The sequence below is a fragment of the Hymenobacter cyanobacteriorum genome, from assembly GCF_022631375.1.
Lineage (GTDB): Bacteria > Bacteroidota > Bacteroidia > Cytophagales > Hymenobacteraceae > Hymenobacter > Hymenobacter cyanobacteriorum.
Map to the genome: position 1 here is coordinate 38,965 of NZ_JALBGC010000004.1, position 21,828 is coordinate 60,792.

Here is a 21,828-nt window from a genome sequence, read left to right on the forward strand (position 1 = left end):
GGACTATGAGAGGGATATAAAGAACGTCATGCTGAGCTTGTCGAAGCATCTCTACCGCAAGAGTAATCCATTCGATTGAATTGCGTTGCGCGGCAGAGATGCTTCGACAAGCTCAGCATGACGTTCTTCCAAATCAGCTATAACCAAACCCTACAACTCCTTGCGCAGCCGGGCCACCGGAATGTTCAGCTGCTCGCGGTACTTGGCCACCGTGCGGCGGGCAATGTTATAGCCGCGCGCGTTCAGCATCTTTTCCAGCTTGTCGTCGCTGAGCGGCCGCTCCTTGCTTTCCTTGCCGATGAGCTCCTTCAGGATGCTTTTCACCTCGCGGCTGCTGGCATCCTCGCCTGAGTCGGTGGCAATGCCTTCGGAGAAGAAGTATTTGAGCGGGTAAATCCCAAATTCCGTCTGGATGGACTTCGAGTTGGCCACCCGGCTCACGGTCGAAATATCCATGCCGATGCGCTGGGCAATGTCCTTCAGAATCATCGGTTTCAGCTTACCCTCGTCGCCTTCGGCAAAGAAGTCGCGCTGCAGCTCCACAATGGCGTTCATGGTGCGCAGCAGGGTGTTCTGGCGCTGCCGGATGGCGTCGATAAACCACTTGGCCGAATCCAGCTTCTGCTTCACGAAGGTCACGGCCTCCTTCATTTTCTGGTCCTTCTTGGCCGCCTTGTCGTAGGTCCGGAACATCTCGGTGTAGGCCGGGCTCACGCGCAGTTCGGGGGCATTGCGGGCGTTCAGGGTCAGGTTGAAGATGCCGTTGTCATTCGTCAGAATGAAGTCGGGCATCAGGTACTGCGTCTTGCCCAGGCCGCTGGGGCCGCTGCCGCCGGGCTTGGGGTTCAGCTTCAGAATCACGCCAATGGCCTCCTTCAGCTCGTCATCCTCCAAATCCAGCTTCTGCTGAATGCGCGGGTAGTGCTTCTTGCTGAACTCGTCGAACGTGTCGGTCAGAATGCGCTCGGCGTTCACGGTGTTCTCGTCCTGCGGGCGGCGCTCCAGCTGCAGCAGCAGGCACTCGGGCAGGTCGCGCGCGGCAATGCCGGGCGGGTCGAACTGCTGCACCACGCGCAGCACGGCCTCAATCTCGGCCACCGTCACCTCCAGGTTCTGCGAAAAAGCGAGGTCGTTGGCAATGGCCGAGAGGTCGCGTCGGATGTAGCCGTCGCCGTCAATCGAGCCGATGAGCTGCTGGCCGATGGCTTCCTGGCGCTCGTCGAGGTCGGCAAAGTGCAGCTGGTCGAGCAGCGAATCCAGGAGCGAGCCGCTGGTATCGGCCAGCGGGGTGTCGCGCTCCTCTTCCTCGCCGGGGCCGTCGCCCTGCATTTTGTAGCCGGCAATCTCGTCGTCGTTGAGGTAGTCGCTCAGGTCGAGGTCGGTGTTGTCGGGGGCAGCTTCGTCGGCGGGGCTGTCGTCCTTGGGCTGGATTTCGGGCTCCGGCATCTCGTCGGCCATTTCCGAATCGTTGCTGCTGCGGTCCTCAAAGTCCTCATCCAGCGTATTTTCGTCGTTATCTAGACTGGCATCGGGGTCGTCATCGTCCGCGTCGTCGCTGTCGTCGCGCTCCAGCTCTTCGGTGTCGTCGGGCTCGTCCTCTTCCAGGGCCGGGTTCACCTCCATTTCCTCCTTGATGCGGGTTTCCAGCTCCGCCGTGGGGATTTGCAGCAGCTTGATAAACTGAATCTGCTGCGGGCTAAGCTTTTGCGAAAGGAGCTGTTTAAGGTCGAGGCGTTGCATAATGGCGAAAGTACGGAAAGCCGGCGGCGGCAGTCGTTTTTACTACGGTTGAGCCCGAAAAGTTGGTGTGGCGTGGACGCTGCGAATCCGCGCCCGGGCAAACGTTCTGCAATGCGCGGACTCGTAGAGTCCACGCTACGGCTCTACCTTTGCCGATTCATCCGCTTCCCCGCAAGTTATGTCCCTCAAACGGTCCACCGTCAAAGAACTCCTGGCCAGCCAGGACCTCGACCGCGAAGTCCTGGTTAAAGGCTGGGTTCGCTCCCGCCGCGGCAACAAGTACGTGCAGTTCATCATCGTGAACGACGGCTCCACCATCCACACCATTCAGGCCGTGGCCGCCGCCGAGAATTTCCCCGAGGAAACCCTCAAGGACGTGGGCAACGGCGCCGCCGTGGCCATTCGCGGCACGCTGGTGGCCTCGCAGGGCAAGGGCCAGGCCGTGGAAATCCAGGCCACTGAAGTAACCGTGCTGGGTGCCGCCGATGCCGAAGCCTACCCGCTGCAAAAGAAAGCCACCTCGCTGGAGCACCTGCGCGACATCGCCCACCTGCGCCCGCGTACCAACACGTTTGGCGCGGTGCTGCGCGTGCGCCACGCGCTGGCATTTGCCGTGCACCAGTATTTCAACGACCACGGCTTCTACTACGTCCACACGCCCATCATCACCGGCTCCGATGCCGAGGGCGCGGGCCAGATGTTCCGCGTCACCACGCTGTCGGCCGACAAGCCGCCGCTGGCCGACGACGGCTCGGTAGACTACACCCAGGACTTCTTCGGCAAGCAAACTAACCTCACCGTGTCGGGCCAGCTCGAAGGCGAGTTGGCGGCCATGGCCTTGGGCAGTATCTACACCTTCGGCCCCACCTTCCGGGCCGAGAACTCCAACACCGCCCGCCACCTGGCCGAGTTCTGGATGATTGAGCCCGAAGTGGCCTTCAACGAGCTTGAAGAAAACATGGACCTGGCCGAGGATTTCCTCCAAAGCCTGGTGAAGTACGCCCTCGCCAACTGCGCCGACGACCTGCAATTCCTCAACGACCAGTACGACAAGGAACTGCTCGGCCGTCTGAACTTCGTAGTCGACAACGCCTTCCAGCGCCTCACCTACACCGAGGCCGTCGAAATCCTGAAATCGGCCAAGCAGAAGTTTGAGTTCCCCGTGGATTGGGGGACCGATTTGCAGTCGGAACACGAGCGTTACCTCGTCGAGAAGCACTTCAAGAAGCCCGTTATCCTCACCAACTACCCGAAGGAAATCAAGGCCTTCTACATGAAGCTGGACGATGACGGCCGCACCGTGCAGGCAATGGATGTGCTGTTTCCCGGCATCGGTGAAATCATCGGCGGCTCGGCACGCGAGGCCGACCTGCACAAGCTGGAAACCCGCATGGCCGAGATGCACGTGCCCACCGAAGACCTGGAGTGGTACCTCGACACCCGCCGCTTCGGCAGCGCGCCGCACGCTGGCTTCGGCCTGGGCTTCGAGCGCCTCGTGCTGTTCGTGACGGGCATGAGCAACATCCGCGACGTGATTCCATTCCCGCGCTACCCCAAGAACGCGGCGTTCTAAAGCTGCCGCGCAGTCACAAAAAAGCCGGCCCTTCGCGGGGCCGGCTTTTTTAATTGGCCATGGTTCTATTGGCCCTGTAGCGCGGCCCGGTATTGTTGCCGTTCGTACAAGTCGTGGGCTTGTTCGTGGGCGCGGTATTTGAAGCCGTCCAAGTCTTTAGTCTGCTCTTCCCACGAGGCTTTGGCTACCAATTGCTGCGCTATCCGGTTAATGGCTGCCTGGTCGGCAGGGGTCAGGGGATGATAGAGGTGGTACACGCGGTCGGTAAACCCGTATTCTTTGCCTCCCAGGTTGTGCTCGGTGAATAGGAGCACGATAAACTGCCGCGACTCAATCTGCTGTTTCAAGTCGAGCGTGCTGGCTTTAATACCCGTGTCGTGGTACACACTATCGGGCAGGTGCACGGCATCGCTGTAGTACCAGAAGCGGGTATCATCGGAAAACTCGCGCTGCATGTAGGGGCTGAACAGCATGAGGCCCCAGGCAAAGCTGTCGCCCACGAACAAGGCCGATGGCCGGGTTTGCCCCGGCTGCGGCGGGCCAAAGGCCAGGCGGCGGTAAGCGAGGGGTTTCACGTCGCGCGGCCATATCAGGTTCAGCGTCCAGCCAAGGTCGTTGTCGGTGCCCTTCAGCGAATCGGGATTGTAGATGAGGTGGGGCGGGGCTACCGTGCGCACCGCCGGAAAGCGCACCTGCCCGATGTGCTCCAGATACCGCAGCAGGGTATCGGCGGCCAGCGTGGCGCCGTATCCACTCCAGTGGGTGCCGCCGCTCGGAAACAGCCGGTACGGTTTGGTGTGCTTCCAGCGGGCAAACACCGGCGTCAGGTTCAGCAGCGAGACACTGTCGGCGAGCATGGCATGCACGAACCGGTCGTAGTTAGTGATAGTGCCCGGGGCCGCCCGCAGCCGCGCCGGCAGGTCTTCGGGCTGGAAGCGGGCTTTACCGGGGGCCAGCACGTACACCATGTGCACGCCGTGCCGGCTTAGGTCGCGCTGCACTGCATGCAGGCGCGCCACCCGGAAGCGGACTTCGTCTTCGGCCAGCAGGTCGTGGCCGAGGTAGCTTTCAATGGGCCCCGGCTGAAACAGTACGCCGTGTTCGCCCACCAGCAGGTCGCTCGAGCGCACCGCCCGAAAAAGGGAAAACGAAAGCTGGTTGCGCAGCCGAATGAGGTAAGTCCGGAACCCAATCCGGTCTTCCAGGTAATGCTCCAGCGCCGTTTGGAAGGAATTGTCGCGCAGGGCCTCCCACGAGAACTCCGCGTGCGGAGCAACGGTAAAGGCCCCGGCCAGGGCTTTCTCTTCAAAAAAATGAAGCTTGGCCTGCAACGCTGGCAGCAACACCAGCGCCAGCAGCAACATCAATAGCAAACGTTTGATAAACAGCGCCACGGAAGGACAAGGTTGACAGCCGGCAGCCTGCGAAGCAGACTAAAACCGGAAGTAGATGAAAGGATTAAACGAACTGCCCACCACGTAGCTCAGGCTGAGCACCAGCAGCAGGGCCGTTGCCATCGTCAGGCCAACGGCCCCGCGGAGGGTGAAGTGGCCTTTGGCCAGGGTGCTCAGCTCCCAGCGCTCCAGCGCCGGCCAAGCTGCGGCAAAGCAGATAAGCGCCGCCACGCCCATCATTACCCAGAATTCGAGGCTGAAAATGAGCGGCTGACCGGTAGGCACGGGCATCAGGCCGGCCATGGCTTTGAGGTAGCGCCCCGCCCCGCCCAAGGTTTCGGCCCGGAACAGCACCCAGCCCACCACGGTGATGAGGAAGGTCGGCACGATGCTCGCCACCCCGATTTTTTTGTAGAGCCGCAGCAGAAACAGCCGCTCCAGTACCAAAAAGAGGCCGTGGTAAGCGCCCCAGGCAATGAAGTTCCAGGCCGCGCCGTGCCAGAAGCCCGAGAGGATGAACACCGTCCAGAGATTGGCGTAGAGGCGGCTGGGGTGCACCCGGTTGCCCCCCAGCGGAATGTAGAGATAGTCGCGCATCCAGCGGCCCAGCGTGATGTGCCAGCGCTGCCAGAACTCGGTGATGGAGCGCGACACGTACGGGTTGTTGAAGTTTTCGGGAAACTGAAAGCCAATCATGCGCCCGATGCCGATGGCCATGTCGGAGTAGCCCGAAAAGTCGAAGTAAATCTGGAAGGTGTAGGCCAGGGCGCCGAGCCAGGCCTGCGTGGGGCCCAGCGTAGCCGGGTCGGCACTGAACAGATGGTCGGCCTGCTCGCCCAGCACATTGGCGATGAGCACCTTTTTTGCTAGTCCCAGCACGAAGCGGAAAGCGCCTGCCAGCTTGTGGTCGATGGTTTCGAAGGCCGCGCGGTCGGTGAGCTGGCCCGCAATTTCGTGGAAGCGCACGATGGGCCCGGCAATCATCTTCGGAAAGAGCATGATGTAGAGCATGAAGTCCCAGAACGACTTCAGCGGCTTGTTCACGCCCCGGTACACGTCGATGGTGTAGGTCAGCTTCTCGAAGGTGAAAAAGGAGATGCCGATGGGCAGCACCACCTTTTCCCAGGTAAGCGGCTCGCCGCCAAAGTAGCCCCCCACGGCGCTCACGTTATCCAGAAAGAAGTTGGCGTACTTGAAATAAAAGAGCATGGCCACGTTGATGACGATGCTCATAATCAGAAATATGCGCTGCTTCCATCGTTCCGGTGCGGCCGCCATAAAGCGGATGAGCACGAAGTTGACCACTACCGAGGCCAGAAACAGCGCCAGGAAATTCAGCCCGCCCCAGGCGTAAAAACCAATGCTGGCCACCAGGGCCACGGCATTCTTGAAGCGGGCCGGTACGGCGTAGTACAACAGCAAAAACCCGGGCAGGAAGTAGAACAGAAAAAGGGTACTGCTGAAAACCATGAAAGAAAGGAGAGAGTAGGACGTTTCAAAACTACAACCGGAACGGGCAGGCAAAAAAAGAACCTGCCGGGTGGGCAGGTTCTGAAAGCGGACATTCCGACGGAAAGCTGCGGCTTAGTCGCGGCCGTGGCCTTTGCCATGCCCTTTGCCGTGGCCACGGTCGTCGTCGCGGTCGTCGCGGTCTTCGCGGTCTTCGCGGCGACCTTGCTGGTAGCCTTCGCGGTATAGTTTCTTGGCTTGCCCGGGCGGCAGGCCACGCTGGCGCACAATTACCGGCCGGGGCTGCACCACTACCACGCGGCGGGGGTAGCGGTCGCGGTGCGCGCCCACGTACACCCACGGCTCGCGGCCGCGGTAATCGAGCACCACCGGATGAAAGCTGCGCGGGTCGTAGCCATCAATCACCCCCACCGGAATCCACTGGCCGTTGCGGTACACAATGTACTGCTGGGCGTAAAGGTCGTAGTAGCCGTCGATTTCGGGGATGTAATAGAACTGGGTGCCCTGCGGCACGGGAGGGCCCCAGGCGGGCGTGCCCACGTTGATGTCGATGTGGGCCTGGGCGTGGGCCGCCGGAGTCGTGGCCAGTACCGCTGCGCTCAGCAGGGTTGCACTCACTAAAAAAGGCAGAGATTTCATGGCTTGATGGGCAAAAAGTACACGAACTAACGAAGCATTGGCAAGGACGGTGCCAAACCCCAGCCACGCAAAAGCCCCGCCGGGTAGGGCGGGGCCTGGTGTCGGAATCAGTGGCTGACTAGTGCTTGCCGTGGCCGTTGCCGTGGCCCATTTTCTTGGCTTGCCCGGGGGGCAGGCCACCGTTGCTGGGGTTGGCGCGGTAGCCTTGCTTTTTGGCCTGGCCGGGAGGCATAGCCCCGTTGCTGGGGTTGCCGCCGCGCGGGTAGCGGGCGCGGTACTCGTCGTAGCGCGACCAGGGCTGCGCGCCCACGTAATCGACCACTACCGGGTGGAAATTGGCCGGGTTGTAGCCCGAAAGGCTGCCCGTCCGAATCCAGCGGCCATCGCGGCGCACGATGTACTCGCGGGCCGGCACATCATAGAACCCGTCGGTTTCGGGAATGTAGTAGTATTGCGAGCCTTGCGGCACGGCCGGCCCCCAGCTGGGCGGGTTGATGTTGATGTTAATCTGGGCGTGGGCGGCCGGGGCCGCTGCCAGGGCCGCGCCGCCCAGCAGGGCTGCGCAAAGCAGGGTGGGAAGAAGTTTCATGAGCAGGAATTCAGCAGGTGAATAAAAAAGCCCGGCCGAACGCAGGTCCGGCCGGGCGCAGGCTTTATACTTGGTTTGGTAGCGGCAGGTTGAACGGTGCCGGACTAGTCGCGGCCGTGGCGGCCCCCGCCACCCTGGCCGTTGTTGCCTTGGCCTCCGCGGGGTTGGCCATTGCCATACCCCCCGTTGCCGCCGGGCTGTGGCTGCAGCACCTGCGGCTGGTTGCCGCGCGGAGTGCTGCCGGGGTATTGCACTTGGTCGGGACGGGGGCCGTTGCCATAACCGCCGCCCGGCTGCGGCTGGTTGCCGCGTGGGCCACTGGTGCTGCCACCATAGTTGCTCCGGCCATCGCGGTCGCGTCCGCCACCGTAGCCGCCGTTGTTGCGGCCGCGGTCGTCGCGGTCGTTGTAGCCGCGGCCGCCGCCATAATAGCCACCACCGCTGGGGTAGTTACCGCGGCCGTAGCCGTTGCTATAATAGCCGTTGCCGTAGCCGCCGCGGCCGTAGTTGCGATAGGGCTGGTAGGCGTAGCGCTGGTGGTAGTAGCTGCTTTGCAGCCAGGGCTCGCGGCCCCGGTACTGAATCACGACCGGGTGGAACTGGTAGGGGTCGTAGCCATAGAGCTGCGGCAGGGGCACCCAGTAGCCATCCTGGAACACGATGTACTGCTGCGCGTACAGGTCATAGTAGCCGTCAATTTCGGGGATGTAGTAATACTGCGTGCCGTAGGGAACCTGCGGCCCCCAGGCCGGGGTGCCGATATTAATATTCACCCCCACCTGGGCCTGAGCAGTAGGAGCGGCCAACAAGGCAAGCGCGCCCACCAGAGCAGCGCCGATAAATTTTGCGAGGGGTTTCATGATGGTTGACAAGAGAAGTGAGGCGAAGCACGTAGCCACTGCCGTAACCTGTAGATGCAAGGCAAGTGCCAAGATGCGCAATAAGGGAGGGGCCCGGGAAATATTATTGCGGGGACTGGCGAAGTAATTGTAGAGGAATGAATTTCTGCTGAATACCTGATGGTTACAAGATTCGCGGAATGCCCTATACGTGATTTTGGGCCTTTGAACGGAAAGCCGGCGACTCACGCCCAGTTCATTCGTACCAACTGCGGGCACAAACCACCCGGCTGCTGTGTTACGCACCAACGCCCCACCCGCTGGGCTGGCTAACGCGGCTGGCAATTTGCTTGTTTTCGTAGCCTTGGGGCACCCTTCTTCCGTACCTTTACGCACTTATTCGCTGCGTTCCTGAATGGCCAAAAAATCCACTGCAACTCCGGTTGCCGAAGCTGCCAAAGCTCCGAAAACCGCTAAGAAGACTTCTGCTAAAAACGGCGCGTCGGCCGCGGTGGCCGAAACCGCTGCCGCCGTGCGCGACCTCACCGAACTGCCCGCCGCCGGCCCCGTTACCGGGCACGTGCACGGCCAGCTCAACGGCCACAGCCCCGCCTCGCAGCACCTGGAGGCGCAGTACATCGAGGTGTACGGCGCGCGCGAGCATAACCTGAAAAATGTGTCGGTAAAGATTCCGCGCAACCGCTTGGTAGTGTTCACGGGCATTTCGGGCTCGGGCAAGTCGAGCCTGGCCTTCGATACCATTTATGCCGAAGGGCAGCGGCGGTATATGGAGACGTTTTCGGCTTACGCCCGCTCGTTTATGGGCGGGCTGGAGCGGCCCGACGTGGACAAGATTGAAGGCCTGTCGCCGGTTATCAGCATCGAGCAGAAGACGACCTCGCGCAACCCGCGCTCCACGGTTGGCACCATCACCGAGATTTACGACTTTCTGCGCCTGCTGTATGCGCGTACCGCTGAGGCTTTCAGCTACGCCACGGGCAAGAAGATGATTCGGCAGTCGGACGACCAGATTATCAACTACATCCTCAGGCACTTCGATGGGAAGAAGCTGGTGGTGCTGGCGCCCGTAGTGAAGGGCCGCAAAGGCCACTACCGCGAAGATTTCCAGAAGATTGCCAAGCTGGGCTTCACCAAAGTGCGCGTCGATGGCGAAATCCTTGACATCACGCCCAAAATGCAGGTGGACCGCTACAAAATCCACGACATCGAAATCGTGATTGACCGGCTGCTGGTGAAAGAGGAGGACCGGTTTCGCCTATCGGGCTCGGTGCAGAATGCCCTCACGCACGGCAAAGGCACCATGCTGGTGCTCGACCCCGAAGCCAAAAAGGCCCAGCCGCAGTTCTTCTCGCGCTTCCTGATGGACCCGGCCACCGGCATCGCCTACGACGACCCGGCGCCTAATACCTTCTCCTTCAACTCGCCCTACGGGGCCTGCCCCACCTGCAACGGCCTGGGCGAGGTGCAGGAAATTACAGAGGAAGCCGTGCTGCCCGACCGCAAGCTGAGCATCAGCCGGGGCGGCATCGCGCCGCTGGGCGAGTACCGCGACATCTGGATTTTCCAGCAACTGCAACTCATTCTCAAGAAGAACAAGGCCACGCTGAATACCCCGATTGAGAAGCTGCCCGAGGAGCTGCTGAAGCGTCTGCTCCACGGCATCTCGGAGGACGAGGCCGACAGCGGCAAGGGCATGTATTCGGAGCCATTCGAGGGCATTATTCCCTTCCTGCGGCGGCAGATGGATTCGGAGTCGGACAACATCCGCGAATGGATTGCGCAATACGCGCAGGCCCAGCCCTGCCCCGAGTGCCACGGCTACCGCCTCAAAAAGGAAAGCCTGCACTTCAAGATGGACGACAAGCACATCGGCGAGCTGTCGGTGATGGATTTGAACGAGCTGGCCGGCTGGTTTGAGGGCCTGGAAAGCCGCCTGACCGAGCGTCAGAACGTCATCGCCCGCGAGTTGCTGAAGGAGATTCGCAAGCGCATCGGCTTCCTGCTCGAAGTGGGCCTCGACTACCTGAACCTGCACCGGCCGGTGCGCACGCTGAGCGGCGGCGAAAGCCAGCGCATCCGCCTTGCCACCCAGATTGGCACCCAACTCGTGGGCGTGCTTTACATCATGGATGAGCCCAGCATCGGCCTGCACCAGCGCGACAACGAGCGGCTCATCAAGGCCCTGCAGCACCTGCGCGACATCGGCAACTCGGTGATTGTGGTGGAGCACGACAAGGACATGATTCTTAACGCTGACCACGTGCTGGACATTGGCCCCGGCGCGGGTATTCACGGCGGCCACATCGTGGCCTCGGGCACGCCGCATGAGATTTTCAATTCCGGCTCGCTCACCTCGCAGTACCTCAGCGGCCAGAAGCACATCGAGCTGCAAAAGAAGAAGCGCAAGGGCGAAGGCACCGAACTGGTGCTGAAAGGGGCAAAGGGCAACAACCTCAAAAACGTGACCCTGAAAGTGCCGCTGGGCAAGCTGGTGGCCGTGACTGGGGTGAGCGGGTCGGGCAAGTCTACACTCATCCACGACACGCTGTACCCCATTCTCAACCAGCACTTCTTCAATTCCAAAAAGGAGCCGCTGGCTTATGGCAGCATTGAAGGGCTGGATTTGGTGGACAAGGTGATTGAGGTCGACCAGTCGCCCATCGGCCGTACGCCGCGCTCGAACCCGGCCACCTACACGGGTGTGTTCACCGAAATCCGCCAGCTGTTTGGCGAAATGGCGGAGGCGAAAATCCGGGGTTATGGCCCCGGCCGCTTCTCTTTCAACGTGAAGGGCGGGCGCTGCGAAACCTGCGAGGGCGCCGGCATCCGCACCATCGAGATGAACTTCCTGCCCGACGTGCACGTGCCCTGCGAAACCTGCAAGGGCCGCCGCTACAACCGCGAAACCCTGGAAGTGCGCTTCAAGGGCAAGTCCATCACCGACATTCTCGACATGACCGTGGAGAAGGCCGTGGAGTTCTTCGAATTCCAGCCCCGCATCCTGCGTAAAATCAAGACGCTGAATGAAGTCGGCCTTGGCTACCTCACGCTGGGCCAGCAGGCTACCACGCTCTCGGGCGGCGAGGCCCAGCGCGTGAAGCTGGCCACCGAGCTCAGCAAAAAGGACACTGGCAAAACCTTCTATATCCTTGACGAGCCCACCACCGGCCTGCACTTCGAGGATATTAATCACCTAGCGGATGTGCTCCAGAAGCTGGCTGATAAGGGCAACACCGTCCTCATCATCGAGCACAACCTCGACCTGATTAAAGTGGCCGACCACGTCATCGACATCGGCCCCGAAGGCGGCGCTGGCGGCGGCACGATAGTCGCCCAGGGTACGCCCGAGCAGGTAGCCAAATCCGGCAAGGGCCACACGGCCCGCTTTCTGGCCGAGGAGCTGCGTACGAGCAAGTACGCCAGCTAAAACGTTCTATTCGCTCCAATAAAAAAGCCGCTGTCGTTACGGACAGCGGCTTTTTTATTGGGGCGGATGCACGGTTACATCTTCATGTCCGAGCCCTTCTGGGCCATTCCCAGGTGCATTTGCACCACTGGCAGCGTTTTGCCGATGAAGGATTTCAGGTCGGCGTCGTTGGTCATTTTTTCGTGGGCCATCATGGTGTTGGCCGTCTTCTGGTGGTCGGCCTGCATCTGCGACAGGTACTTGGCCTCGAAATCCTTGCCCGACAGCTTTTCCATTTCCGGCGCCATGGCTTTGTGCTCGGCGTCCATGTCGGTGGGCAGGGTAATACCTTTTTTAGCGGCAATCTTCTTCAGGTCGGCCGTCGATTTGGTGTGGTCGGCAATCATTTTGTTGGCCATTTCCTTGGCCATGCCGGTTACGCCTTTGGCCAGCGCCATCTTGCTTTGCTGAATCTCATTCTGGTCGCTGTGGGCGGCCGTCATCATGAATTCGTTGTCGTCTTTGTGCGGGCCGGTGGGGCCGTTGGCATCGCCCATGGCGGTGCCGCTGCCGGGCATGGCGCTGGTATCGCCAGCCATAGCGGCCGAAGTTGCGGCCGTATCGGCCCCGGCGGCCGGCGTATTGGCCATGTTGCTGTCGGTGGCGCTGTCGGCGGTTTTGTTATCGCCGCAGGACGTGAGTGCGAGCAGGCCCGAGGCCAGCAGTGGAAGGAGGGTGCGTTTCATAAGGTGGGGATGGGAGGTGAATGGGCGTAAGACCAGTTGGAAACCAGGCACTGCTGCGCCTGATACCATCCCTTACGCAGGATTTGGGAAAAGATGTTGCGTTGGCGCAGCTATTTAGCTCATAAGCTCAGCCGTTGATTTTCAAGCCGCTGGGCAGTAGCTGCAGCGCAAAAAAGCCCGCTCCGTGACTCGGAGCGGGCTGGTTTCGGAAATCGACAGCTGCTGCTGGGCGCTACTTGGCCGCGTCTACGGTCGGCTTCATTTTCGTCACCATGTCGAGGTGCATTTTCAGCACGGGCACGTTCTTGGCGGCGAAAGCTTTGATGTCGGGGTCGGAGGCTTTGATGGAGGCATCGGTGAATTCCTTCACGTCTTCCTCGTGGTCCTTCAGCATTTCCTTCATGTATTCCTGGTCCATTTTCACGCCTTTTTCCTCGGTCACGTCTTTCAGCACGCCCTGGTGCTTGTCGCTAAGGGCAGTGGGCAGGGTCACGTTCTTTTTCGCGGCCAGGGCCATCAGCTCAGCGTTCGATTTGGTGTGGTCCGACACCATCTGCTCGGCAAATTTCTTGGCATCGGGCGTCACGGCGCGGGCGGCCACGGCCTTGCCCATCTCTACTTCTAGCATGCCGCCGCTGGCCGCTTTGGCCAGGAATTCGGCATCGTAGTCTTTACCTTCCTTTTCGACTTTGCCCATGTCGGTATCGGCTGTGGTGCTGTCGATTTTGGCTTCGTTCACTTTTTCGGCCTGTTTAACCGAGTCGTTGGAATTGCAGCCGACGGCGCATACCAGCAGGGCGGCCGCACTGAGCAGGGTGATGAAAGAGCGTTTCATAAGGGGGAATGGGTTGGTGAAGTGAAGCGGGTAAGTTGAAATAGGGAAGATGAAAAATAGCTGAAGCGCCGCCCGTTACGGTAGTTTCTCTGCCACATCGGCCGCTTCTTTGGCAGCATCCAACTGTTCCTGCACCGGACCGTGAAACTTGGCCGCGAAGCCGCGAATGTCGCCGTCGTAGGCTTCGTCGCTCATGTCGTCGAAGGCATCCTCGTCGTGTTTCTGGGCTTTTACCAGCAGCGCCATCAGGTGCTTGTCGAGCTGCGCGCCGGTTTGGGTGCTGGCTTCGTGGTAGGCTTCCTGCTCGTCGCCGCCCAGCGCGGCGGGCACCGTGAGGCCCTTGGCGGCGGCCAGGGCGCGCAGCGTGGCCAGCAGTTCCAGGCGCTGTGGCACCAGGCGGGCGCCGTAGCTGCGCACGGCGGGCGCGGTGGCGCGGGCCTGGGCCAGCTTGCCCAACTCCACTTCGAGCAGAGCGTTGCTGGTGCTTTTTACCAGGAATTCGGCATCGGCTTCCTGCTTTTGGGTGATGTCGGCGGTGTCGATTTTCTTTTCGTTCTGGGCCATGGCCGTGTCCACGGCATCGGCGTTGGAGCCGCTGCCCGAGCAGCCGCCGAGCAGGGGCAGGGCCACCAGCAGCTGCCAGAACAACTGGCGGGGCAGGGGCGTGGAATTCAGGGAAATATGCATAGGGAAGCCGGGGGCGCGCAGCTCCTTTGGCCAGGCGTGCCCGCTATACGGCCGGCCGAAACCGGGGTTTGGCCGAAACCGGCGCAATTATTTTTTCGGTGGCTTAAACCCGGCGCTACCTTCCGCTTCCAACCGACCACAAACGCAGTACTTCGTTCCGTTTCTCACCTTATTCCCAACCCGTTTTTCACCTTCGTCATGCGTACCGCCACTCTCCGTTCCTTCGCGCTGGCCTGCTTTGCCAGCGCCGCCCTGCTCACCACCGGCTGCAACCGCAACAACGACGTCACGCCCTCCGACGACATCACCACGGCCGAAGACCGTACCGACGACAACTCCGAAACCGCCATGAGCTCGGAAGCTATGCAAATGGCCGGCCCCACCGACCCGCAAACGCAGGGCTCGCCCAACCTCATTGGCGACGCCGACTTCCGCGCCCGCTTCGGCAGCTGCGCCAGCCGCAGCTACGACTTCGCCACCAAAACCCTCACCATCGACTTTGGCACTACCAATTGCCTGTGCGCCGATGGCCGCTACCGCCGCGGCAAAATCCTGGTGCGCTTCACCACCGATGTGAACCGCCGCACGGCCGGCGCCGTGGTGACGCGCGAAAACTATTTCGTGAACGACAACCAGCACACCGCCACCCGCACCTTCACCGATACCGGCCTGGGCTCGTTCACCGTCGACGTCACCAACGCCAGCATCATCCGCGCCAACGGTGGCGGCACCCACTCCTGGACCGCCAACTGGACCTTCACCCGTACCGCTGGCTACGGCACCCCGCAGGTTTCGGACGACGTGTACAGCGTAACCGGCTCGGCCACTGGCACCAACCGCAAAAACGTGGGCTACACCGCCACCATCCAGAGCCCGCTCATCAAGCGCGCCGACTGCCCCAAGTACTTCGTGCAGGGCACCATCGGCGTCACCAACACCAACAGCAAAACCATGACGCTGGACTACGGCACCGGCACCTGCGACAACGTGGCCACCGTCACCGTCAACGGCCACACCCGCACCATTCAGCTGCGTTAGTTTTCGCTCACCTCTTTTCTGCGAAACAAAAGAGCCGCCCCTGCAAGGGCGGCTCTTTTTGTTCATGCTGGCATGAACGGCTGCCGGGTGGGAATCGACAGTAAATGGGCTTTCGTCATTCCGACGCAGCAGGAATCTGAGAAAATCTTGGGACGGAATCAGTCAGATTCCTCCTTCGTCGGAATGACAGTCGGTATTTATTTGCCCGTGAAAACCGGCTTGCGCTTTTCGCTGAAGGCTGTTACGCCCTCAGCATAATCGGCCGACTCGCCCGCAATCTGCTGGCAGTGGGCTTCGTAGTCGAGCATCTCATCCAGCGTGGCCGCGCCGGCCTTGTTCAGCATCTGCTTGATGAGGCCGATGGATTTGGTGGGAGCGGCGGCGTAGCGGCCCGCCAGCGCGTAGGTGGCCTCGTCGAGCTGCTCGGGCGCTACCACCTGGTTCACCAGGCCCAGGCGCAGGGCTTCTTCGGCCGGCACTTTCGAGCCCAGGCTGCACAGCTCGAATGCCTTGAGCGTGCCCACCAGCCGCGGCAAAAACCACGACGAGCCCGAATCGGGCACCAGCCCGATGTTGATGAACACCTCAATCAGCGAAGCTTCGCTGCTGGCAACGATGGCGTCGCAGGCCAGCGCCAGCGAGCAGCCCGCGCCCGCCGCCACGCCGTTCAGCCGCGCCACAATGGGCTTCGGCAGCGCCCGCATGGCCCGGATGATGGGGTTGTAACGCTGGTGCAGCGAGTCGTAGAAGGAGCGGGGCTTGCCTTCGGCGGCGGCGGCTTCCTGGGCCGCCTTCAAATCCTGGCCCGAGCAGAAGGCCCGGCCCGCGCCCGTGAGCACCACGGCCCGCACGCTGGCATCGCGCGCCACCTGCTTCAGGGCGTCCTGCAGCTCATAGCTCAGCGGGTCGTTGAAGGCGTTGAACACCTCCGGACGGTTCAGGGTGATGGTGGCCACGCCGTCGGGGCGCACGTCGTAAAGCAGGGCGGTATATTCCATTAGGTGGGTTGGTTTGGGAGGGCGAAAGTAGCGCGAACTTTGTGGTTCGCGTCGCCGCGCCGTTTGAACGTTCCGGGGCACGAACTACAAAGTTCGCGCTACTGCCCGGCGCCCAGCAGCGCTTCGGCCACCAGCAAATCTTCCGGCGTCGTGATTTTTAAGTTGCGGTAGTCGCCTTCCACCAGCTGCACGCGGCACAGGTCGTCCACCACCGTAGCATCGTCGGTGAAGGTTGCCAGCTCGGGCATGGCGTAGGCGCGGCGCAGCAGGTCTATTTCAAACGTCTGCGGCGTTTGCATCAGGCGCAGGCGGCTGCGGTTTTGCGCCGCCGAACCGTGCTGCGACACCAGCCGCACCGAATCCTTCGGCAGCACGGCCGCCGCGGCCGCGGCGTGGGTAGCAGCAGCGGCGTAGGTGCGCTCTATCACCGCGCGCGATACCAGCGGCCGCACGCCGTCGTGCACGGCCACCAGCCCTTCCGGGTGCTCTTTCAATGCCGCCAGGCCCGCTTTCACCGAGGCCCAGCGCGTGGCCCCGCCCGCCACCAGCTGGTGCGGTATCGTCACATTAAACTCGTTGCACAGCGCCTGCCAGGTGTCGAGCTGGTCTTTCGGCAGCACCAGCACTACCTCGGCCACACCCAGCGCCGGCTCGGCAAAGCGGCGCAGCGTGTGCAGCAGCACCGGCTCGCCGCGCAGCAGCAGAAACTGCTTGGGCCGGTCGGCTCCCATACGGGTGCCGCTGCCGCCCGCTACGAGAACGGCGAATCGGCTAGGGACTTGGGGTCTTGGAGACTTGGGGTCTTGGTTGGAATAAGCATTCATCGGCGCGAAGTTGTGATAAAAAAAGAGCGCCGACGCTCCAAAAGGAACATCAGCGCCCAAAATTCAGCAGGAGATAAAAAAGGTCAGCAGACGAGAAGAACCGGAAAAACCAGGTCCCTAAGTCCCCAAGACCCCGAGTCCCTCCTTAAAGAATCAACATCGCGTCGCCGTAGCTGAAGAACTTATACTTCTCCTTGATGGCTTCCTTATAGGCTTCCATCAGCAGCGGGTAGCCGGCGAAGGCCGAGGCCAGCATGATGAGCGTGCTCTCCGGCATGTGGAAGTTGGTGAGCATGCAGTTGGCGATTTTGAAATCGTGGGGCGGGAAGATGAACCGGTCAATCCAGCCCTGGGTGGGCTTCATGCGGGCGTTGGCCGACACCGAAGCTTCCATGGCGCGGATGGTGGTGGTGCCCACGGCGCACACCTTCTTTTTGGCATCGAGGGCCTTGTTCACCACTTCGCAGGCCGGAGCCGTCACGATGAAGTTCTCCGAGTCCATCTTGTGCTTGGTCAGGTCTTCCACATCCACCGTGCGGAAGGTGCCCAGGCCCACGTGCAGCGTCACAAACGCCGGTTCTACGCCTTTGATTTCCATGCGCTTCATCACCTCGCGGGTGAAGTGCAGGCCGGCCGACGGGGCCGCCACCGCGCCAATGTGCTCGGCGTAGATGGTCTGGTACCGCTCCTTGTCGGCGGGCTCGGTTTCGCGGTTGATGACTTCTTTCGGAATCGGGGTTTCACCCAGCTCATACAGCGCCTTGCGGAACTCCTCGTCGGTGCCATCAAACAGGAATTTGATGGTACGGCCGCGCGAGGTGGTGTTGTCAATCACCTCGGCCACCATGTCCGACTCGCCGAAGTACAGCTTGTTGCCGACGCGGATTTTGCGGGCGGGGTCCACCAGCACGTCCCACAGGCGCAGCTCCTTGTTCAGCTCGCGCAGCAGGAAAACTTCGATTTTAGCCCCGGTTTTCTCTTTGTTGCCGTACAGGCGGGCCGGAAAAACCTTCGTATCGTTGAACACCAGCACGTCGCCCTCGTCGAAATAATCGAGGATATCCTTGAAGTTGCGGTGCTCAATCTGGCCGGTCGCGCGGTGCACCACCATCAGGCGGCTTTCGTCGCGGTTGCGGGCGGGGTGCATGGCCACCAGCTCTTCAGGGAGCTCAAATTTGAACTCGTGCAATTTCATTGCCATAGGGCTGTATTTAGGGAATATACGGAAATTTGGGGAGGCAAAAGTACGGCTTTTATTTGGGATTTGTTGTTTTTTGTTATCGGCGCATCTGGCCGGTCGGCGAGCGGGCGCAACTTTCCGGCGCAGCCCCGTCTTTTGCACCATGCTCACGCTCCGCCTCACCCTCGAAAGCTTTCTCTTCGCCTGGGATGCCCTCAAATCCAACCTGCTGCGCACGATTCTGTCGCTGCTTGGCGTCACGGTCGGTATCTTCTCCATCATCGCCGTTTTCACCATCGTCGACTCGCTGGAGGCCAACATCCGCAGCAGCCTCGATTTTGTGGGCGACAAAGTGATTTACGTGCAGAAATGGCCCTTCGAGTTCGGGGCCGAGTTTCCGTGGTGGAAGTACTTCAACCGCCCCAACCCCTCGCCGCGCGAGTTTCAGCAGCTGCGCCGGCAGCTGGGCCCCAACAACAAGGGCATCGCCATTTTCGCGGCAAAAAGCGGCAACACGTTCAAAGCGGGCTCCAACTCGGTGGCCGACTGCACGCTGCAGGGCGTGAGCTACGACTACCGCGCCGTGAGCAACGTGCCCATCAAGGAGGGCCGCTACTTCACCCAACAGGAAATGGACGGCGCGCGGCCGGTGGCCATCATCGGGGCCACCATCGCCGAAAACCTGTTTCCGGGAACCAGCGCGGTGGGCCAGCAGCTCAAGGCCCGCGGCCAGACGTTTACGGTGATTGCCGTGCTCGAAAAGGAAGGCAAAAAGCTGCTCACCATTTCGAGCAACGATGCCAACTGCCTCATTCCTTTTCCGATGTTTACCAAGCTGTTTGCCCTCAATATCACGGGCTTAAGCGGTGGGCCCTCCGCGTCCATCGCCGTGAAGGGGCGCGACGAAGATGCCGGCCTGCTCGATTTGGAATACGAAATGCGCGGCGTGATGCGCAACATCCGCGGCCTGAAGCCCCGCGAAGAAGACTCCTTCGCCCTGAACCGTCCCGAAATGATTGCCTCGGCCATCGGCAAGCTGTTTGGCGTAATTGGCCTCGTGGGGGGCGTTATTGGCTCGTTTGCTATTCTGGTGGGCGGCTTTGGCATTGCCAACATCATGTTTGTGAGCGTGCGCGAGCGCACCAACATCATCGGAATTCAGAAGTCGTTGGGAGCCAAAAACTTCTTCATCTTGTTCCAATTCCTGTTCGAAGCCGTGTTTCTGTGCCTGATTGGCGGGGCCGCCGGCTTGTTGCTGGTCTGGCTCGTGACGCTGGTGCCGCAGGATGCCCTGCCGCTTACCATGTCGGCGGCGCGGGTAGTGCTGGGGCTGCTCATTTCAGTGGGCATCGGCATTGTAGCGGGCATTGTGCCCGCCGTGCTGGCCGCCAACCTAGACCCGGTAATTGCCATTCGGGCCAAGTAAGCAGGGACTACGCTCGAAACTGCCCGCGCAAAAAGCACGTCATGCAGAGCGCAACGAAGCATCTTGCCCGCCACCACTAATTCTGTCGATTGGATTGCGTTGCGCGGGCGAGATGCTTCGCTGCGCTCTGCATGACGTTCCATCATAACCCATCCATGACGCTACCACCCTTTCTCAACTACACCATCCTGGGCAACACCCTGGGCCAATACCTGATTGCCGCGCTGATTATTCTGGCGGGTAGCATCTTCCGCCGGCTGCTGTCGCGGCTGCTCAGCAAGCTGCTGTTTTCGCTCACCAAGCGCTACGCGGCCGGCGTGAGCGAGGAGGAACTGCACAGCCTGCTCATCCAGCCGCTCTCGACGCTGCTGCTGCTCGTCACGCTCCAGATTGCGGGCGCTACCCTCACGTATCCGCACAGCCTGCTGGCCAAGCCCGGCGAGATTCCGTGGCACGAAGCGCTGCTAGGGCGGCTGTTGGCGCTGGCCTTCATCATCGCCGCCGCGCGGGTGGCCCTGCGGCTGGTCGATTTCGCGCTGCTGGTGCTGCACCGCCGCGCCCTGCTGCGCACCGAAGCCGGCCCCACGCGGCTCGACAACCAGTTTCTGCCCTTCGCTAAGGATTTGTTGAAGGTGCTGTTCATCATTATTGCCGTGCTGGTGGCGCTGGGGCAGGTGTTCGGGGTGAACGTGACGGCCCTCATCGGTGGCCTGGGCATTGGCGGGCTGGCCGTAGCTTTCGCCGCCAAGGAAAGCCTCGAAAACCTCATTGCCTCGTTCACCATTTTCCTCGACCAGCCCTTTGGCGTGGGCGACCTCGTGACGGCTGGCGACGTGAGCGGCACCGTGGAGAAAATCGGTTTCCGCAGCACCCGCCTGCGCACCGCCGAGAAAAGCTACGTGACCGTGCCCAACAAAAGCATGATTGACAAGCCCCTCGACAACCTCTCGCTGCGCACCTCGCGCCGGGTGGGCTTCACGCTCATCTTCGACCAGAAAACCACCAGCGCCCAACTCCACGCCATCATTGCCGGGGCGGTGGCGGGCATTCAGGCCCACCCGCTCGTGACGCAGGACGTGCAGATGAAGTTCAGCGCCCTCACGCCCGCCGGCAAGGAAGTCACGGTGCAGTATTTCGTCGAAACAACCAGCTACGACGAATACCTCAACGTGAAGGAAGACCTCAACTATTGCATCGTAGAAGTAGTCGAAAAGGAGGGCGGCAGCCTGGCCGGCACGCCCGTGCAGGTAGCTGCCGCACCCAAAACCTAGGCCGACGGTATTGTATTAGCGTACTGATGAAGGCAACAAAAAAGGCCCTTCCGCACTGGAAGGGCCTTTTTTGTTGAAGCTATAACCTGTGCAGCGCCTAGCGGCCAAAAATACCGCCGAGCAGCGAGCCCATGCCGCCGCCCAGCAGGCCACCGAGGCCGCCGCCGCCCTGGCTGGCCGGGCGTTGGGTGGGCTGGCCACCCAGGCCGCCCAGCACCGACATGATGGACCCCAGGCCGCCGCCGCCAATGGCCGACTGCTGCTGCGGCACGCTGCTGCCCGCGCCGCCGCCCATCACGTTGCCGAGCAGGCCGCCCAACAGGCCGCCCATGCCGCTCTGGGCCGCGCCGCCCAGCAGGCCACCCATGCCGCCGCTCAGCAAGCCGCCGAGGCCACCGCCCGAGCTGCTTTGGTTGCCGTAGCCCGACTGGTCGCCGTAGCTGGCATTGGAGCTGCCGCCGCCCATTACTTTCGAGAGCACCATGGGGGCCACCACGCCGAGCAGGCCCGCCATCAGCGCGCCTTTGGGAATGCCGACGTTGGAGAGCTTGTCGCCGATGCTGCTGAAGAAGCCTTCCTTGGCTGGGTCCTGCGGGTCGTGAGCGACCGTAGCGGCTTGGTCAACCACCGTTTCGAGGGTTTGCTGCTGCTGCTGGTTGATGCCCAGGTACTGCGACATCTTATCCACCATGGCTTCCTCGTCGTTCGAGTACGCGCCGTCGGCGCGCGAAAAGCTGATGAGGTCGGTGATGAGCGAATAGCGCAGGTCGCTGTTTTTCAGCACATCGAGGTGCTGCTGAATGCTTTCGTTGCTGGGGTCCTGGGCGGCAGCCGATACCTGCTGCGTCGATTCGGCCGACAGGCCGGCCTGCTGGCACAGCGCCTGCAGGAACTGGCCTTCGGCGGGCGAGGCCTGGCGGTCGGCGGTGGCGAGGCTGGCAATGGCGCTCAGGTAAGCGGTTTTTTCGTCTTCCGAGTAATTCTGGAGCAGTTGCGTATTCATGGGGGAAAAAGAAGGGGTGAGAAGTAGTTGCGGTTCCTTAACGGCAGCCTGCTGATTCCGTTGTCCGGAGAGGAAGCGAGTTGCTGGCAAGGTGATTTTTGAAATTTTTTTGAAAAATTTCCTGGCCTGAAAATGAAATTGTTGAGGCC

Annotated in this window: 18 protein-coding genes; 5 read left to right on the top strand and 13 right to left on the bottom strand. The window is 61.4% G+C overall.

What is annotated here, in order from left to right:
- Positions 1-150 precede the first annotated feature (150 nt).
- Positions 151-1,740, bottom strand: a complete 1,590-nt coding sequence (rpoN, locus tag MON38_RS14340; protein ID WP_241936873.1) for an RNA polymerase factor sigma-54 — start codon at positions 1,738-1,740, stop codon at positions 151-153.
- Positions 1,741-1,918: 178 nt separating this feature from the next.
- On the opposite strand from rpoN, the gene asnS reads away from it, so the two are divergent.
- On the top strand, positions 1,919-3,313 hold the full coding sequence (asnS, locus tag MON38_RS14345; RefSeq protein ID WP_241936874.1) for an asparagine--tRNA ligase: 1,395 nt from the start codon (positions 1,919-1,921) through the stop codon (positions 3,311-3,313).
- 65 nt (positions 3,314-3,378) lie between these two features.
- Here asnS and MON38_RS14350 read toward each other — a convergent pair whose 3' ends face one another.
- The 5 genes from MON38_RS14350 to MON38_RS14370 all read right to left on the bottom strand — a co-directional run bounded on the left by MON38_RS14350 (position 3,379) and on the right by MON38_RS14370 (position 8,265).
- Positions 3,379-4,707: an alginate O-acetyltransferase AlgX-related protein gene (locus tag MON38_RS14350; RefSeq protein ID WP_241936875.1), complete on the bottom strand. Its 1,329-nt coding sequence runs from the start codon at positions 4,705-4,707 to the stop codon at positions 3,379-3,381.
- Positions 4,708-4,746: 39 nt separating this feature from the next.
- Complete coding sequence (locus MON38_RS14355) at positions 4,747-6,177, bottom strand: MBOAT family O-acyltransferase (protein WP_241936876.1); 1,431 nt, start codon at positions 6,175-6,177, stop codon at positions 4,747-4,749.
- Positions 6,178-6,291: 114 nt separating this feature from the next.
- Positions 6,292-6,816: a hypothetical protein gene (locus MON38_RS14360; RefSeq protein WP_241936877.1), complete on the bottom strand. Its 525-nt coding sequence runs from the start codon at positions 6,814-6,816 to the stop codon at positions 6,292-6,294.
- 118 nt (positions 6,817-6,934) lie between these two features.
- Positions 6,935-7,405: a hypothetical protein gene (locus tag MON38_RS14365; protein WP_241936878.1), complete on the bottom strand. Its 471-nt coding sequence runs from the start codon at positions 7,403-7,405 to the stop codon at positions 6,935-6,937.
- A gap of 104 nt (positions 7,406-7,509) precedes the next feature.
- Positions 7,510-8,265 carry a hypothetical protein gene (locus MON38_RS14370; RefSeq protein WP_241936879.1) on the bottom strand — a complete coding sequence of 252 codons (756 nt, stop codon included), beginning with the start codon at positions 8,263-8,265 and terminating at the stop codon, positions 7,510-7,512.
- Between the two features lie 394 nt (positions 8,266-8,659).
- On the opposite strand from MON38_RS14370, the gene uvrA reads away from it, so the two are divergent.
- Positions 8,660-11,692, top strand: coding sequence for an excinuclease ABC subunit UvrA (gene uvrA / locus MON38_RS14375; protein WP_241936880.1), 3,033 nt, complete (start codon positions 8,660-8,662; stop codon positions 11,690-11,692).
- A gap of 74 nt (positions 11,693-11,766) precedes the next feature.
- Here uvrA and MON38_RS14380 read toward each other — a convergent pair whose 3' ends face one another.
- The 3 genes from MON38_RS14380 to MON38_RS14390 all read right to left on the bottom strand — a co-directional run bounded on the left by MON38_RS14380 (position 11,767) and on the right by MON38_RS14390 (position 13,939).
- The gene (locus MON38_RS14380; protein ID WP_241936881.1) at positions 11,767-12,417 is read right to left on the bottom strand and encodes a DUF4142 domain-containing protein; all 651 of its coding nucleotides are present in this window, start codon (positions 12,415-12,417) and stop codon (positions 11,767-11,769) included.
- A 232-nt stretch (positions 12,418-12,649) separates the two neighbouring features.
- Positions 12,650-13,252: a DUF4142 domain-containing protein gene (locus MON38_RS14385; protein WP_241936882.1), complete on the bottom strand. Its 603-nt coding sequence runs from the start codon at positions 13,250-13,252 to the stop codon at positions 12,650-12,652.
- Positions 13,253-13,327: 75 nt separating this feature from the next.
- Positions 13,328-13,939: a DUF4142 domain-containing protein gene (locus MON38_RS14390; protein WP_241936883.1), complete on the bottom strand. Its 612-nt coding sequence runs from the start codon at positions 13,937-13,939 to the stop codon at positions 13,328-13,330.
- 198 nt (positions 13,940-14,137) lie between these two features.
- Between MON38_RS14390 and MON38_RS14395 the strand changes: the two genes are divergently transcribed.
- A complete protein-coding gene (locus MON38_RS14395) occupies positions 14,138-14,977 on the top strand; it encodes a hypothetical protein (protein ID WP_241936884.1) in 840 nt (279 codons plus the stop codon).
- A gap of 197 nt (positions 14,978-15,174) precedes the next feature.
- Here the strand turns inward: MON38_RS14395 and MON38_RS14400 are convergent, their stop codons facing one another.
- From MON38_RS14400 to queA, 3 genes are all read right to left on the bottom strand, one after another.
- Positions 15,175-15,975 carry an enoyl-CoA hydratase-related protein gene (locus tag MON38_RS14400; protein WP_241936885.1) on the bottom strand — a complete coding sequence of 267 codons (801 nt, stop codon included), beginning with the start codon at positions 15,973-15,975 and terminating at the stop codon, positions 15,175-15,177.
- Positions 15,976-16,073: 98 nt separating this feature from the next.
- Positions 16,074-16,799 (bottom strand): 2-C-methyl-D-erythritol 4-phosphate cytidylyltransferase, encoded by a 726-nt coding sequence (locus MON38_RS14405; RefSeq protein WP_277881510.1) that lies wholly within the window; start codon positions 16,797-16,799, stop codon positions 16,074-16,076.
- Between the two features lie 145 nt (positions 16,800-16,944).
- On the bottom strand, positions 16,945-17,994 hold the full coding sequence (gene queA, locus MON38_RS14410) for a tRNA preQ1(34) S-adenosylmethionine ribosyltransferase-isomerase QueA (protein ID WP_241937502.1): 1,050 nt from the start codon (positions 17,992-17,994) through the stop codon (positions 16,945-16,947).
- Positions 17,995-18,142: 148 nt separating this feature from the next.
- On the opposite strand from queA, the gene MON38_RS14415 reads away from it, so the two are divergent.
- Complete coding sequence (locus MON38_RS14415; RefSeq protein ID WP_241936887.1) at positions 18,143-19,405, top strand: ABC transporter permease; 1,263 nt, start codon at positions 18,143-18,145, stop codon at positions 19,403-19,405.
- Positions 19,406-19,560: 155 nt separating this feature from the next.
- Complete coding sequence (locus MON38_RS14420; protein WP_241936888.1) at positions 19,561-20,676, top strand: mechanosensitive ion channel family protein; 1,116 nt, start codon at positions 19,561-19,563, stop codon at positions 20,674-20,676.
- Positions 20,677-20,773: 97 nt separating this feature from the next.
- On the opposite strand, the gene MON38_RS22710 is transcribed toward MON38_RS14420, so the two are convergent.
- Positions 20,774-21,679, bottom strand: coding sequence for a TerB family tellurite resistance protein (locus tag MON38_RS22710; protein WP_277881511.1), 906 nt, complete (start codon positions 21,677-21,679; stop codon positions 20,774-20,776).
- Positions 21,680-21,828: the final 149 nt, after the last annotated feature.

Excerpts from the sequence above, each read along its gene's own strand:
- rpoN (WP_241936873.1), bottom strand. The coding sequence starts at position 1,740 with ATGCAACGCCTCGACCTTAAACAGCTCCTTTCGCAAAAGCTTAGCCCG.
- asnS (WP_241936874.1), top strand. The coding sequence starts at position 1,919 with ATGTCCCTCAAACGGTCCACCGTCAAAGAACTCCTGGCCAGCCAGGAC.
- MON38_RS14355 (WP_241936876.1), bottom strand. The coding sequence starts at position 6,177 with ATGGTTTTCAGCAGTACCCTTTTTCTGTTCTACTTCCTGCCCGGGTTT.
- MON38_RS14360 (WP_241936877.1), bottom strand. The coding sequence starts at position 6,816 with ATGAAATCTCTGCCTTTTTTAGTGAGTGCAACCCTGCTGAGCGCAGCG.
- MON38_RS14365 (WP_241936878.1), bottom strand. The coding sequence starts at position 7,405 with ATGAAACTTCTTCCCACCCTGCTTTGCGCAGCCCTGCTGGGCGGCGCG.
- MON38_RS14370 (WP_241936879.1), bottom strand. The coding sequence starts at position 8,265 with ATGAAACCCCTCGCAAAATTTATCGGCGCTGCTCTGGTGGGCGCGCTT.
- uvrA (WP_241936880.1), top strand. The coding sequence starts at position 8,660 with ATGGCCAAAAAATCCACTGCAACTCCGGTTGCCGAAGCTGCCAAAGCT.
- MON38_RS14380 (WP_241936881.1), bottom strand. The coding sequence starts at position 12,417 with ATGAAACGCACCCTCCTTCCACTGCTGGCCTCGGGCCTGCTCGCACTC.
- MON38_RS14385 (WP_241936882.1), bottom strand. The coding sequence starts at position 13,252 with ATGAAACGCTCTTTCATCACCCTGCTCAGTGCGGCCGCCCTGCTGGTA.
- MON38_RS14390 (WP_241936883.1), bottom strand. The coding sequence starts at position 13,939 with ATGCATATTTCCCTGAATTCCACGCCCCTGCCCCGCCAGTTGTTCTGG.
- MON38_RS14395 (WP_241936884.1), top strand. The coding sequence starts at position 14,138 with ATGCGTACCGCCACTCTCCGTTCCTTCGCGCTGGCCTGCTTTGCCAGC.
- MON38_RS14400 (WP_241936885.1), bottom strand. The coding sequence starts at position 15,975 with ATGGAATATACCGCCCTGCTTTACGACGTGCGCCCCGACGGCGTGGCC.
- MON38_RS14405 (WP_277881510.1), bottom strand. The coding sequence starts at position 16,799 with ATGAATGCTTATTCCAACCAAGACCCCAAGTCTCCAAGACCCCAAGTC.
- queA (WP_241937502.1), bottom strand. The coding sequence starts at position 17,994 with ATGAAATTGCACGAGTTCAAATTTGAGCTCCCTGAAGAGCTGGTGGCC.
- MON38_RS14415 (WP_241936887.1), top strand. The coding sequence starts at position 18,143 with ATGCTCACGCTCCGCCTCACCCTCGAAAGCTTTCTCTTCGCCTGGGAT.
- MON38_RS14420 (WP_241936888.1), top strand. The coding sequence starts at position 19,561 with ATGACGCTACCACCCTTTCTCAACTACACCATCCTGGGCAACACCCTG.
- MON38_RS22710 (WP_277881511.1), bottom strand. The coding sequence starts at position 21,679 with ATGAATACGCAACTGCTCCAGAATTACTCGGAAGACGAAAAAACCGCT.